Below are 14232 nucleotides of genomic sequence, written 5' to 3'. Positions count from 1 at the left end.
GCCCTATGCCCTTATGCGGCCATATGGGGCTGTAAAAAATGCCCAGTCAAACGGGTTTGTCCGGGAAAAACAACCATTGGCGATCAGCCCTCAAAATTGGTTAAAACAAAACGCTAACACAAAATGAAGGAGGTACGACCTCCTTCTTTTGTACTATAGTCAAAGCCATGAATTCGTAACTCAAGAGCGAATACCCATGGAAGAGTATTTACAACCAACGCCCTACTTCGATTTTCAACATCCAAAAATCCAAGCGCTTGCAGCAAAAGTTACTGGAAAAAATGACCGCGAAAAAGCCGTTTCAATTTATTATCTCGTTAGAGATGCCGTTAAATACAACCCGTATACATTACAAGATGGATTAGAGAGCTTAAAAGCCAGTTACTGTTTAAAGGAACAACAAGCTTTCTGTATCCCCAAATCGGCACTCATGGTCGCTCTATGCCGCTTAAAGGGTATTCCAGCGAGAATAGGTCTGGCCGATGTCATTAATCACTTATCCAGCCCCAAGCTCATTGAATGGCTACGCACTGAATATTTCGCTATGCACGGCTATGCGGAGGTCTACATTGAAGGCAAGTGGGTGAAAGCGACCCCTGTTTTTGATCAAGCTATGTGCGAAAAATTCAATGTGGCCCCGTTAGGGTTTGATGGTCGTGACGATGCTATTTTGCAACCCATGACTCAAGATGGTCTCAAACACATGGAGTATGTAAAACAGCATGGTTCTTTTGCCGACATGCCCATTTCGCTTATTTTAAAAACCGTTGCCGACGTTTACCCTCACATTCACCAAACTTTCATCGCGCGACAATAGCAAGCCACTATGAAGAAGCCACCGTATTAGTGACTTATCTCTAGCTTGGATAAAAAAGCAGCATAAGTTACTAATAACATGAATTAGCTCAACATTTCAGCAACATCCATATGATAGTTTATTCTGTGTTGACCTTATATTTAGCAATGACGAATTTCTCAAAACTAGGTGGCCTTATGCTCAAATGTTTGATGTTCAAGAGTGCTTTATCGTCTGATACTCGCTATCAACACCTCTGAGTGACAGCCTGCGCTGACAGTCTGTACAGCACTCACCACTACCTATCAAGTTCCCATCTTAAATTACACCTCACCATAACAAGACCCGATCCTGGCGCGTCCTAATTTTTCCAATTCTGATAATAAGTTTTGCAATTACCCAATCATGAATTCCAATCGAGATGATTGGTAAGGAAATAATATGGAAATTGTTATGGGTATCGCCGCCCTACTGGCGGCACTGTTTTTATTTTCACTGTTTAGTTTTAAAGCGCCAAACGGCAGCGCCGCTATGAGTGGTCTCGCTGATGCGGCAATCGCAACATTCCTCGTTGAAGCTATCCATAAGTACGTAATGGGTAACTTATTTGGGGTCAATTACTTAGCCGAATTCGGTAACATGGTTGGTGGTATGGGAGGCATCGCCGCTGCGACCTTAGTGATGCTCAGGATGGGGGTTCAACCCGTCTTTGCTATCGTTACTGGTTTAGCAATGGCAAATTTGGGGATCCTCGAAGGCTTCATCGTAGGTTACTTATTCTCTTTCCTTGCACCACTGTTCAAGAAATACCTTCCAGAAGGGGTAGATGTCATCCTTGGGGTGCTTATCTTGGCACCTTTGGCACGCTTGGTCGGCATTTTCATCAGCCCTGCCCTTGAAGTCTTGATGGGTACTTTGGCAAACATGATCACTGAAGCAACCATGCTCTCACCATTGGCGATGGGCTTCTTACTTGGTGGTCTAATTAAGATGGTATGTACGTCGCCACTCAGTTCAATGGCACTAACAGCAATGTTAGGGCTAACGGGCTTGCCTATGGGTATCGCAGCCATTGCTTGTGTCGGTGGTTCATTCACCAATGGCTACATTTTCCATCGCTTAAAACTTGGAAAATCAAGCAACACGATCAGTGTGATGCTAGAGCCATTAACTCAGGCACACATTGTTACTCGCAACCCTGTACCTATCTTTATGTCTAACTTCATTGGTGGCGCATTTGCCGGTACGATTGCCGCCTACTTCGGCATAGTGAATGACGCACCGGGTAGTGCCGCACCAATTCCGGGGTTACTCGCTAATATCGCTTTCAACCCACCGCACACACTACTACTCGCTACCGTACTAGCCGCTTTTGCTGGCTTACTTGGTGGTATGATTGGTCACAAGCTTTATAAAAACCTACTAGCAGAACGTGTGCCTCTACAGCAATTTGCTGACGGTTAATCGCGTTTGAACATGCTTAACCCTAAGGCAGCCTACCCGGCTGCCTTTTTCTTACGGAGTATCAAGATTAATTCAGCACTGTACTTTCATTGATATACCAACCTACATCTTTAAACAGCGCTTCATTTTGAGCATTGGAATTGGCTAGGGGGGGATTAGGTTGAGATAGATTCGAGTAAACAGCGACTTCCTCGTTGATGGTATTGGGACCAACCCGCCGCTTTGAACTCATTCGACATTGAGTAAGATAAGTTTGAATCGGTACCAGATAAACACACTCCCCTGTCGCTTCAGCTTTAAGAAGTGCCGTTTCTAACCGAGTTTGCGCTTTATCCTGATGCGATTGATGTATAAGAACTTCGGCAGCAATCAAAGAGTAAAGTGAAAAAGCGATTTGATCACCACTTGCCCCTAACCAATGACAATAGCCTTCTTCAATCATAGCCAGTGCATTCATGGCATTTTGAGTGAAATATAGTCCCCAGCCTAAAAACAACATCGCAACACCTTTATAAAACGGGAAGTTATATTGTTTTGAGTGTGCGAGTAATTGCTCTGCTAAGCGAACAACTTCGTGGCTATTACGTTGATGATATGCCAGCCAAATTTGCCCCTGAAGATAAATCGCAAAATTAAAAGGGCTCTCCTTTTCCGTTACAGAATGCATCAAAAATTGGAAGTAATGTAAATTGTCGTTATCTTCAATAACTGATGACGACAAAGCGCCGAAACAACAAGCCAATACTTTGGAATCAACACCAATAGAAGCACCAATCACATCTTCAGATGCATAATTCGCATAACCTATTGCTAAGCGAGCATGTTCAATAGTCTGTTCATGTTCTGCTTTCCAAAACAAACTATTTGCCAAAAAGCTATGAGCCTGTGAAATACAAAGAGGATCTTTTTCTTTCTCAGCAAGAGCAAGAATCTTATTTGCTGTTTGTATTGATAATTCAAACTCCGTTGCCATTAATTGTGTAACCCACAAACCGGCAAGCGCAATACAGTAACGCTTATTACACGTTTGCTGCTCTGCTAACCGAATACAATTCTGGTAAGCCAATAAAGTACAGTGACTTACCCAGCCAAAATTAATTCGCGTAATGCTGGCAAGGCTTAAACGTATATCAAGCACTAGAGTATTTACGGCATCATCAGTTGGTGCTTTTTGTAGATACTCAAGCCCAAGCTCAAGGTGTTTTTTCGCTTTAGCGTACTCTTCATGCTGCAATTGGCGTTGTCCACATACCCAACAACAGCGCGCAGCTGAAAACCAATTTCCCCCTAAGGCAAAATATTGGCCTTGCTTCATGACTTCATCAATAGTCAACTCCGCTTGACACTCTTCCAATTGCTGAGCACTCACAATATACGCGCTTTGCTTTTCCTTATCAGAAAGCCAGTCATCAACTAATAAAGCGGGTAATGGCGAAGTTAAACTCACCTTTTGAGCAAAGTTAATACACACTAACCCCTGTTGGCAGAGTGAACTGATCAAAGTATCTGCATTTGCAAAAACTTGTTGATAACTGCTCATTGGCAACGCCCCATCGCTGAAAGTGACCATCGCCATGGTTGCTCGAAGAGAGGGTGACAATAATTTCAACTCCGTACAGAGGGGACGCATAATCGTTTCAGGAAAACGCTGAGCTTTATTATGATTTAGAAGTAATTGATTAACGACAAAAGGATATCCTCGTGCCATCTGTAAGTAAGCTTCCTTATTCGCCTCATCAACTTCGGAGTAATTATTGGCAATCTGAATCATTGCCTTTTGCTCTAGAGGAGATAGCGCTAAGTGTGTTTGGTTAACTTTGAGATATTTGAGTTGTTCGATAAATTCGGCCATAGCTGAGCACGGTTGAAAACTCAAAACCCATAATATAGCTTGGCTTGATTGCGTGGCCATCAGCAATTGTAACTGCGTGATGGTTTGTCTATCCAATAGATGAAAATCATCGAGCATTACGACTAAAGGAGCGCAAGACTGCCCCTTAGAGCAACCCACTCTCAGCGCGGCAAATTGATTGAGGTATGGATGTTTTTTTATCTCGTTGCCTACTCTTTCATTTTGCAAACTACCATCAGTCACTGCTTTTAATAAACCCGATAATTGAGTCACTGCTCTAGGCATATCAAGTAAACTAAGCGCCAAATTTAGTTGAATAACCTGACAACCATGTTGCTGTGCATCCCAGCCAAATGTCGACATTAAGTGGGTCTTCCCTACCCCTTGATATCCGCTTACAAAAACAATACCTTCAGCATTATCAGCTTCACAGTGCTTCACTGCATGAGCGAACTGTTGCCGCTCATAATCACGCCCAAAAGTGACATCCCCCTTATTTTGTTTTTGTGCACTTAAGAGCTTAAAACCATCAATATTATTCGCAGGTTGATAATCAAAATAAACTTCACTCAGGCAAGATATTGAATCACTGATAGCAAGTTGCTGCGGCGTAAGCTGAGACGCTAAATCTGAAATTGATTGAATCTGAAATTCATCAATAATCCATTGGTCATCGCTCGTTGTTATCGCGGATCTCGCCAAACGATGCAGACACACCAAGCCAGTATAATAATGAGAACGTTCAGACAAACTCAGTAATAGCTGCTGGATAGGAAGTGAGGTTAACTGTTCGTTGAAACGAAAGGGTAAAGCCAAAATAACAGTGTTGCCAATACGCTGGTTAAGTAACAAAGGGAAAGGTTTTAACGCTTCCATCAATTGAGATATTTGTTGGTTATCTGCCGAGCGGAACCAAAGCACCACAGCATCACAATATTCGTTTGAACTTACCGCTTTAACCTCGAATGGTGCGTCCCAACTTGGCTCAGAGGCTTTTAGTAATTCATCAATTTCAATAGAAAAAAACTTTGCTAGCCGCGCTGCAGTTCTTCGGCTTAGTGGATGGCCTAACTCGGCGCGTTTAATGGTTGCAATTGAAACACTGCATCCTTTTTTCTGACTACAGGCGTACTCTAATCCCTCTTGAGATAACGCTAGATTATCACGCAATTGCTTTAGCTTATTGCCATCAATCAAGATGGTTGCTGTCATAACTCATCCCATCATTATCACTAAATTGTCTAAATAAGCATACATCCAATATTGAAACACGCAAACATTGTTTTTTATCTAACCACTTAATTTTATTGACAAAAATATTTCTTACGATACCAAATGATACTAAGTGATTCACATCTGATACTGGCTTGATACCAACCTCTAGCTCCTCATCTTCTACTTTTTACTTCGACGGTGATTAAAGCTATTGAGCATTTAACAAGCTCTTCCCCCAAAGCAAATCACCCGCAATATCAAAGATATGAATAGCAAAAGGAAAAATTACCCCCCTCTTGCTTACAGCTCATAACTTTGATGAAAAAATATTAAACACAAGGAAAGATAACAATGACGACGCTAGATATGGCTGTAACAGAAGAGATGAAATCTGTAGACGAAAAAGTTCAGAAGCTTAATGCAGGCTGGCGAAAAATCTTAGTCGAACAACTCAACCTTGACCAAGAAACTTTCAAACTAGCGCAAGGTAGCTTGGGACTACCTACCACAGACAGTAGCGGTCTGTTCCAAATGGCAGATCATATCCCACCAAACACGACCTTATTTGATGCTGGAAGTACAGCACTTTTCTCAGACAACTACCTTGGATTATTAAGTGCATTACTACCGGAGAATGGCACTGATCTTCGCAATGAACTCGGTGATAACTACCCTAATTGGATTGCTTATCGCAATGCGTTCTACAAAGAAAACCCAACATCAACAAAAAGCCAACTAGAAGTCTTTGAGGTGTTTGCAAATCAGAGACTAGACCCTCGTAAAGCAGCAACCGCTATCAATGTGTTTGAAAAGGCGATGAGTACACCTCTCAATAAAGCCTTTGAAGAATATCGTGATCAAAATAACTACCAAACCTTCACTAACGATGCAGGACAAAGCACCCGCTTACCTATTTACACTCCAACCATTGAAGAAGCAAAACAACAGGTAAATACAGGTGCGTCCGTTGAAATCAATTTTGACTCTAGCTCAGCAGAAGCATCGCTAAGTAAAACAGAGATCCAAGGTGCGGCTAGTGGTTTCTACGATATCTTCTCAGGTGGTGCAGGCGCTAACTTTACTCAGCTTAATCAAAAAGCAGCCAGTGCCGGCTTTACAATTAAAGGGAAAATCAACAACTACAAAATGATCCCTGTAAACCGCGGCCACTGGTTCAATAGCAGTGAATACAATCGCGCTTACAATAACAAAGACGATATGACTGTATGGGACCCACAAGCAAACGCAGGTAACTGGGATAGTTTCTTTGCTCAACCAAACGGCGGTTTAGCACGTAATGTTAGTCAAATCCTCGTCGTCACTGACTATGAATTTACTGTTACAAGTGAAGCGACTTACAGTGAATCTGAGTTCAAACAAATTCAAACTCAAGCGAAGTTTGGTATTTGGCCTTTCTTCTCAGCAACTGCAACAACCAACCACGTGACATCATCGAGCCTTAACGCTCAAGGTAAGCTGGAAACCACCTTCCAATTGAAAAAAGGACTATATGAAATTTGGGGTGTGAACGTACTTAACGCACCAGCTTAAACCTCAAACTAAGGTGCTTTTCTCCAAGAGGAGTTTGTGAGTTCAAGCACAATAATGAAATGCTGTACTAGAAAATAAAGCAGGGTTAATCCCTGCTTTTCTGTTATCCCTTTTATACGAACTTATCTTTTCTCATCAATAGGATGATAAGGATAACTTATCCCACTTTGAGATAGTTGGTTTGCCACCAGCATAATCAAATAACCGATTGCACAACAATTCGGATCCATGACGGGCACGTTCTGCTGATACTTGGCATTTAAACGCTCAGCCAGTGGCGCTGCATAATCAGTAAAGCCCGTACAACCAAACATCAAGCTACCAGCACCGTCTCTATCAATGGCTAAACACGCTAATTCATATAACTCAGCTAAGATCTTCTCTTTTGCATGTGCCGTAGGATGCTTCAACTCATTGACACTTTTACTTAATGGTAAAATGGAAGCTAAATTCTCGCAGACTCCAAAAGCGCGTATATGTTCATCTTGTAAATCAACCACATCACGCACCGTCAGGATTGATACCTTTTGACTCAACGACATCGCACTATAGAGACTTGGTCTAAACCCACCAATTACAGGGATCTTTACGGCTTGGCGCGCGGCTTCAACACCGCACATATCCATATCTGTCACAAACACTCCGTCATAGCCTTCTTTTTCAGCACGTTGCACGCACGCAATCACATGAGGCGCATTTGTTGCGAGATCAAGGCGAGATTGAATAAACGATGTCCCTTGTGTGATATGTTCTAAATCTATGGTGACCTTATCACTGCGAAATTTATTAACGCTTTGTGATATTTGCTCCGTAAACTCTGTGGTGTTTACAGGGATCACAATTTTTAATTTCATTAAACGCATATCGAGTATCCTTATTCCGCTTGCAATGATGCGCGATAATCACCGAAGTAACCAAATTTCTGGAAGATAGCGGCGAAATTTTGATGGAACCATGGCTGCTGTATCTGCCCTGCGGCAGATAAAGTAAAAATAGCCATCTCATTGAAACGAGGGTCTTGGGGATCTTGCTGCCATACTGACAGAATTTCATCATTACTCATTAATGTTGCATCAGCACTAATACAACAAATCAAATCTGGTGCCATGGCGATAGGTGATGTTTTATCATCAACCCAAAGCAACATATTTTCGTTCTGAGCAACAACATGGTACGTCTTACCATTATGATGAGATTGATACTTTAAAGTTACCCAGTCAAAACCATTGCTAGTCGTTGATTCAATATCAACAAGCTTACCTTTCATCACACAGTGCGCATGAGGCAACCCACTAATAACTGGAAAGCAATCAAGTTTATCACTGACTGCTTCTCGAATACTTCGCCCTAGCTGATGACAAGCTGTCACCATATTTGGCACAAAAGCATTGGGTTGTTTTAACTGAGCACCTGTCATCGCAAACGAAGCCAAAGATGCCCGTTGATCAAAAGATTGCGATGTACTGATGATCCCCCGTGTTATTGCATCAACATCGACGCTAGATTGGCACTCAATAGTAATAACACCACCACCTTGCGACACTTTTTTCTCCGATGTCAGTACCCCAGGTGATACCGTAATTGGTTTTGCAAGTTCTGGATTTGCAAAAGTAGAAAGTTGTAAGCAAGGAAATGCTCGACCGCCACCATCGCCGTTAACCATAGGAATGTTGTTAGCTGCCGCACACAACATACTCATCCCATAAGCAATCGGCCCAGTCTCTACGGGGGAGACAGATGCAAAATGTGTTTGAAGTAAGGATTCAAGCGCTTGAAATGCGCTAACAGGAGAATGACTGTAACCTTTAGCAAGAAACTCTTGTGGGGCTCCCATAGCGGCAAGTACGGGAAGTTGAGCGTTATCAGCAACATCTTCAATATCTATTACTGGCAGTTGGACTTTGTCTTTTCCTCCGAATAGTTTGGCTACCTCATCTAACAGTGCCATACCATTTTCTAATGCACCGCCACCTCCACAGGCATAAAAATGTGCTCCCAGGATCACGTCGCTAAGTTGACTAAAATCTAAGACTTGATTTGCTTTCATGATTGCATCCTTTCACTAATGGATGCAACTAGCCTAATGAGCTGTCGAGCTCAATTCAGTATCAAGTTAGTATCAACTTGGTATCATATAAACTCGAAAGCAAAAAAGTAGCCAGCAAAAGCGCTGGCTACAAAGTTCACCAAATTGAATGATGAAAATTACGACGAGTGATAACTAGCGACAACCTTTATCGAAGTCGACAATGATAGCTGCATTTTCAAACTCACCAGATATTTTTAAATATCCCCAATATTGATCTTGCCAGTTCAACGTAATGCATTCGTCATTACCAGCTCTATCAGACCACGCATGCAAGTTACTACCATTTGGCCAATCGAAGTTGCTGTATTCCAACTTCATATCCCCTGTACCGTTAGCCGTGGTAATAGACATGGTTTGATGTTTATTAACTTCAGGAATGCTGAGCCAGATTGTTTGATCAGAACCTAAGCAAACATATTTACCTACCTCTAATCTACCGCTGGTCACTTTATTCTCAGCCGAACAGTTAATTGGGAAGCGATCATTGCTCACTTCATTAACCACGGAAATCGGCAACTTAGCGCTTCCGGTCAAGCCTGAATCATCAGTCACCGTCAGAGTTACTACATAGTTACCAACAGATGCGTATTTATGAGTTGGGTTTGCTGCATCACTTGTTGTTCCATCACCAAAATTCCAAAGGTATTGGGTGATCACACCGTCTTTATCTGAACTATTGGCACTGCTAAATGAAATGTCAGTATCAACTTTCGCTTTATTGACTGCATCGATAACAGCAACAGGTTTACCACTCTTATTTGAAATCAGCTCTTGCTGCCACTCTTCAAACTCAGCTTGGTAAAGATTTTGCCACCCGTTAATAATCGCTTTATAACCGCTCCAATCCCCTTGACGAGTTTCAATCAGCATACGGTTGATTTCATCTTTGTGACGGTTAAACATAAAACGAACCGCTAAGTAACCCCAACGATAGATCCTATCGACATCAAAGCCATCATAAGTTGTCTCAAAAATCTCATTTAAGGTGTACACACTGCCATCTTTAATCGTATCGATCGCGCGTGGGTTATCATCTTCATTCGCGACATATTCAGCGATCCCTTCACTCCACCACACAACTTTCTCTGTTGGTGAACCAAAGTTACCGTACATATTGAATCGACCATCTAAATAATGAACATATTCATGCTCTAAATTCCAAACATAATGGTCAGGGTTCGCTTTTGCTGCTTCATAAGCTACGAAATTAGGGACATTGCCTGGTTTAGAAGGATCACCTTCAAGGTACATACCACCATTATCAGTATTAATACCAAAAATAACGCCCGCATATTTTTGATAGTCATTACTTGAATTAAATATATTCACCTGTAGCTGAGTATTAACATCATCCTCAACTGGTTGATTACCTGTTTCTAGCAGAGTATGGAAATAACTCTCTTCATAACCTAATTTGTCACAGGCCGATTGGTGTTGCTCAGATGTCATATCTTGCGACAAAATACGCAAGCTATCACTACAGGTGTAGCTTTGTGAAAGCACTAACTTTTTGAGCTTAGGCTCAAAATCGCAAATACCATACTCTGAACAGTCAGAATGATGAGAAGTCGTATCAGCGGTTGCTAACCAAATGGCATCACCATAACCGTACATATTGTAACGATTGAAGATCTCTTTTAGTTTTGATTTAACCAAAGGTTGAATTGCGGTGTTTTTGTACATGGTAAACCGACCTAATTCACGCCCTGCATTCGCTGCCATAAACTCATCATCTGCCCCAACAGCTGATTGGTTTAATGCAAACTCTGCCAACGCATTTACTAAGTTGGTCTCTGAACCAATTGCACTCACAAATGCCTTATTCCATTGTCCACGGTATAAAACTGTGAAAATACCATTCACCGCATTACGCATAGACCAGTTCTTAGCATAGTTTTGATTCCAGCGAGTCAACCATTGGGTCAAAACATGAATATACTCATGCTGCAAATTGGCACTATCAATAGTAGTGATCATTTCACTCAGCACTTTGCCGTGCTGATCACTATTTTCATAAAAATTGGCATTGTTAACAAAAGCATCAAGAGCTTCTTTGACCGCGGGTGTCACCCAAGGCAAGAAGTCGATATTTTTATTGTAATACTCAGCGTAGTAGCCCGCTCGTAAATACAAATATAACGCTTGCAGATCTTTACTGCCGCCACCATTATAAGCTCTTGCTAATTGCGCGGTATGTTTTGCAGCGTTATACATATTACCTGAATCAAAAGCAGCAACTTGTATATCGCTGCTTGCTGAAAAGAGCTTATTGATACAATCTGTACCTTGTTCTTTTATTGCATCACTGATATTTGATGCATTAACAAAAGCGTTCAAATCACACGTTTCCACGGCATCAAATGCAGAAACTCGATTCATGCTAACAAATTTATCTGACTCTTCTTTAGTTTGCTGTGGCAAAACTGCAACAGGTGAGCGCTCGATTAGTTGGGATTCAACACCATGAGTATGGTGATACTGCAAATCCTGATTTTCAACCATTTGTGATGTTGGTTCACTATATGCGTTTACATTTAAACTCAAGAGTAAACCAACCAATACTAAGTTCAATTTATAGATTTTCATATATATTCTTCTTTAGTAATGGTTTCAATTGTACCGCGACAACTCCGGTACTCCGTTTGAATTATCCAACTGCACCTCAAATATATATGAAGATTAAAACCAAAAGATAAATTTAAGAATCAAAATAATGGAGTATCAATTTTTAGCACTCTTGGTTTCAATCATTGATATTCATTAAAATATACAAGATCTAATCACAACACAGCATAAAATAAACTTATATGTAAATCACATTTTATTATACCATTTTCCTATTTATCTCCTGCTGGTTTAAAACAACCCTAGAAGCCTGTTTAAGCAGCTCCTTATCAATTTCAATTAACCCATCTGAGAAAAATATTTGTTTTCCGGGTGTAAAGCGAACCAACACATTAACTAACTCTCCTTGTTGATTTTCCATATTGGCTGCATGTATCTCACTAATTCTACAATCTATTTTCTCCTCAAGCTGTTGCTTTTGCTCTGGCGTCATTAACACTCTCCCCTGGCAAATGGCTGACGGCACATCATCAGATATCGATTCATGAAGAAAGCGTTGTTTGAACAAATTATCTAATACACTTCCCTCCTCGATAATAAAACGACGATTTGATTTTGAAGTAATTTCACCACCATGGATTTCGATATACCCCAGCGTTTCTGCGATAACTAGGTACAAGCGTAAACTTTCAGTTGATAATTGATATCGCTTTGCAACTTCATCAGGATGTTGATTTCCTGATGTAATCATATAAATAAAGTCCAACAAGTAAGGATGTTGAGCAAAAAATTTGCTTTCCTCACCTTTTAAGAAATATTCATTTTTCTTTTGCAACTTTCGCGCTGCATTCGACAATTCAACTAAGTCGGTATTTAAATGAGAGGCATAGAGTAGAACTTTATCCAATCCTAGTGACGAACTATGCAAATGACGCTTAACCGTAGAAAGTGGGATACCTGTCTTTTGGGATAATACCGTATAACAAAGCCCTTCTTTTTTTATTTTTTTCCGAATAGCAGCAAGGATAAACTCTGGCCCTATATACATTAATTCCTCCATGAGTTAAAGAAAAAAGGCAAATAGCTTTTAATTATAGACCGTAATATTTAACGAGTAATAATAATGCATCACTAACCACTAAAAATTAAAAATGAATCATTAACAATAAGCGATTGATTCCATTATTTAGTAAAAACATATCTAAACTTTTATAAAACAAATTGGATTATCAAAAAGCTCTCTTTAAATATATTATTTAACAAAGAAAAAGAAGATAAAATTATGTAAATAACCCATGAAATATTTTTATTAAGATACACAGTAAAGTTAATTCTGAAGTTTCCATTTAAAGTACTTAAGCAATAAGCACACTAGCGCCAAGTCACATCAAAAGTGTGGCGTAGCAGCAAACGATCCCTTCAATCTAAGAATTCTATTTTGTGTGCAGAAACCTAACATTGCATAAATGCCACTAGAACAGTGTTCAAAAAAGGACCTAAGATAACCAGGCGATATAAAACACCATTCATAACAATTTGAATGATGAACAAAACAGCCAGCCAAATAAGAAGGCTATCCAACTCAACGACGGCCTAACTGTCTTATCCGCTTGGTGAAAATTAATACTCAGCTTAATCACAAAAGGATTCATTATGAAAAAGTTATCAGTTATCGTACTTGCTACCTTAGGCTTATTGGGAAGTAACGTTGCATCAGCAGCAGAGCACAGTCAATCACTCACCCAACCTAACGCAGCTCCAGTTCACTACACCAACCCGGCTAAAGATTTTTTGTCATCAAAACTAGGCCTATCACCAAGTGATGTGGAAATGCTCTTCAAGTATCACGAGAAAACAGTACTGGAGGAATTTCGCAATAGAGACAACCTACTGTTTGGTAATATTGTTCCACTAAAAAACTCATCGTTTATGGCTCCAAACACCATAGGCAATCAACCCATTGGTACAGACTACCACCTAGTCAACTGGGATAGCCAATCCATCGCCGCATTTAAAGATACGCTAGGCCGTGTTGTCTTTTTGATGAACACCCCTGAATTTCGCAAAGACTTTAACCGCAACATTTACACTGTAGAGCCACAGAGCTCAGTTAACACGCAAATTCCAACTAACTACACTCAGTTCAAAAACTACATTAATACTGCTGCGGCCAGTTATGGTAACCATATAAAAGCCTATGTGTCTGACTCAAATACAAAAAGTGCATGGGGTGCAAATGGCCTTTTAATCCAATTTGAACAGTCAGGGATTAATCCAGCACAAGTGGCTCATGAGTTAATGCATAGTGTGGGTTATGCCCACGATGGTGTTTATAACGGCTTGAATGACAACATTCCATACCTAGTGCAAACCATTATATCGATGAATGAAGATGCATCGAACATTTGTCCAAATAAAGCTTCTAAGTGTGATGCTCACAATGTTAATTGGGGAGAATTCTATAACAGTGACGACAATAACACATACCGCCCTGCAACTGCCGTTCCAGCTTGGCAATCTATCGCATTGTTAGGCAAGTACTTTAACCACGTTAGTTAAGGTTCTCACTAACGAGAGATCAAAACGAAAAAAGCCCTAGCATTTCTGCTAGGGCTTCTTGAATATGGAGGCGCGTCCCGGAGTCGAACCGAGGTCCACGGATTTGCAATCCGCTGCATAGCCACTCTGCCAACGCGCCAT

Annotated in this window: 9 protein-coding genes and 1 tRNA gene; 4 read left to right on the top strand and 6 right to left on the bottom strand. The window is 40.8% G+C overall.

Annotated features, from left to right (window positions below; genetic code table 11):
• Positions 1-196: 196 nt before the first annotated feature.
• Positions 197-817, top strand: coding sequence for a transglutaminase-like domain-containing protein (locus A3K86_RS01570; protein WP_068326666.1), 621 nt, complete (start codon positions 197-199; stop codon positions 815-817).
• A 420-nt stretch (positions 818-1237) separates the two neighbouring features.
• Positions 1238-2260, top strand: a complete 1023-nt coding sequence (locus A3K86_RS01565) for a PTS sugar transporter subunit IIC (protein WP_068326663.1) — start codon at positions 1238-1240, stop codon at positions 2258-2260.
• A gap of 67 nt (positions 2261-2327) precedes the next feature.
• Here the strand turns inward: A3K86_RS01565 and A3K86_RS01560 are convergent, their stop codons facing one another.
• Entirely contained in the window at positions 2328-5324 is a 2997-nt protein-coding gene (locus tag A3K86_RS01560; RefSeq protein ID WP_068326661.1) for an XRE family transcriptional regulator, read from the bottom strand.
• A gap of 354 nt (positions 5325-5678) precedes the next feature.
• On the opposite strand from A3K86_RS01560, the gene A3K86_RS01555 reads away from it, so the two are divergent.
• Positions 5679-6878 (top strand): hypothetical protein, encoded by a 1200-nt coding sequence (locus A3K86_RS01555; RefSeq protein WP_198160396.1) that lies wholly within the window; start codon positions 5679-5681, stop codon positions 6876-6878.
• 122 nt (positions 6879-7000) lie between these two features.
• On the opposite strand, the gene A3K86_RS01550 is transcribed toward A3K86_RS01555, so the two are convergent.
• The 4 genes from A3K86_RS01550 to A3K86_RS01535 form a co-directional block, all read right to left on the bottom strand.
• Entirely contained in the window at positions 7001-7741 is a 741-nt protein-coding gene (locus A3K86_RS01550; RefSeq protein ID WP_084406464.1) for an aspartate/glutamate racemase family protein, read from the bottom strand.
• A gap of 11 nt (positions 7742-7752) precedes the next feature.
• Complete coding sequence (locus tag A3K86_RS01545) at positions 7753-8925, bottom strand: DUF917 domain-containing protein (protein ID WP_068326657.1); 1173 nt, start codon at positions 8923-8925, stop codon at positions 7753-7755.
• Between the two features lie 174 nt (positions 8926-9099).
• A complete protein-coding gene (locus A3K86_RS01540) occupies positions 9100-11553 on the bottom strand; it encodes a collagenase (protein ID WP_068326654.1) in 2454 nt (817 codons plus the stop codon).
• Positions 11554-11791: 238 nt separating this feature from the next.
• Entirely contained in the window at positions 11792-12580 is a 789-nt protein-coding gene (locus tag A3K86_RS01535; RefSeq protein WP_068326651.1) for a transcriptional regulator, read from the bottom strand.
• 605 nt (positions 12581-13185) lie between these two features.
• Between A3K86_RS01535 and A3K86_RS01530 the strand changes: the two genes are divergently transcribed.
• Entirely contained in the window at positions 13186-14091 is a 906-nt protein-coding gene (locus A3K86_RS01530; protein ID WP_068326648.1) for a hypothetical protein, read from the top strand.
• A 65-nt stretch (positions 14092-14156) separates the two neighbouring features.
• Here the strand turns inward: A3K86_RS01530 and A3K86_RS01525 are convergent.
• Positions 14157-14230 (bottom strand) — tRNA-Cys (locus A3K86_RS01525).
• Positions 14231-14232 lie beyond the last annotated feature (2 nt).

The organism is Photobacterium jeanii (assembly GCF_001650345.1).
GTDB classification, from domain to species: Bacteria; Pseudomonadota; Gammaproteobacteria; order Enterobacterales; family Vibrionaceae; genus Photobacterium; species Photobacterium jeanii.
Note: the sequence above shows the minus strand (reverse complement) of the source record. Positions and strands in the feature narration are given on the sequence as shown.

What these genes read in the sequence shown, in the direction of transcription:
- A3K86_RS01565 (WP_068326663.1), top strand. Translation starts at nt 1,238, where the DNA reads ATGGAAATTGTTATGGGTATCGCCGCCCTACTGGCGGCACTGTTTTTA.
- A3K86_RS01545 (WP_068326657.1), bottom strand. Translation starts at nt 8,925, where the DNA reads ATGAAAGCAAATCAAGTCTTAGATTTTAGTCAACTTAGCGACGTGATC.
- A3K86_RS01535 (WP_068326651.1), bottom strand. Translation starts at nt 12,580, where the DNA reads ATGTATATAGGGCCAGAGTTTATCCTTGCTGCTATTCGGAAAAAAATA.
- A3K86_RS01555 (WP_198160396.1), top strand. Translation starts at nt 5,679, where the DNA reads ATGACGACGCTAGATATGGCTGTAACAGAAGAGATGAAATCTGTAGAC.
- A3K86_RS01570 (WP_068326666.1), top strand. Translation starts at nt 197, where the DNA reads ATGGAAGAGTATTTACAACCAACGCCCTACTTCGATTTTCAACATCCA.
- A3K86_RS01550 (WP_084406464.1), bottom strand. Translation starts at nt 7,741, where the DNA reads ATGCGTTTAATGAAATTAAAAATTGTGATCCCTGTAAACACCACAGAG.
- A3K86_RS01560 (WP_068326661.1), bottom strand. Translation starts at nt 5,324, where the DNA reads ATGACAGCAACCATCTTGATTGATGGCAATAAGCTAAAGCAATTGCGT.
- A3K86_RS01540 (WP_068326654.1), bottom strand. Translation starts at nt 11,553, where the DNA reads ATGAAAATCTATAAATTGAACTTAGTATTGGTTGGTTTACTCTTGAGT.
- A3K86_RS01530 (WP_068326648.1), top strand. Translation starts at nt 13,186, where the DNA reads ATGAAAAAGTTATCAGTTATCGTACTTGCTACCTTAGGCTTATTGGGA.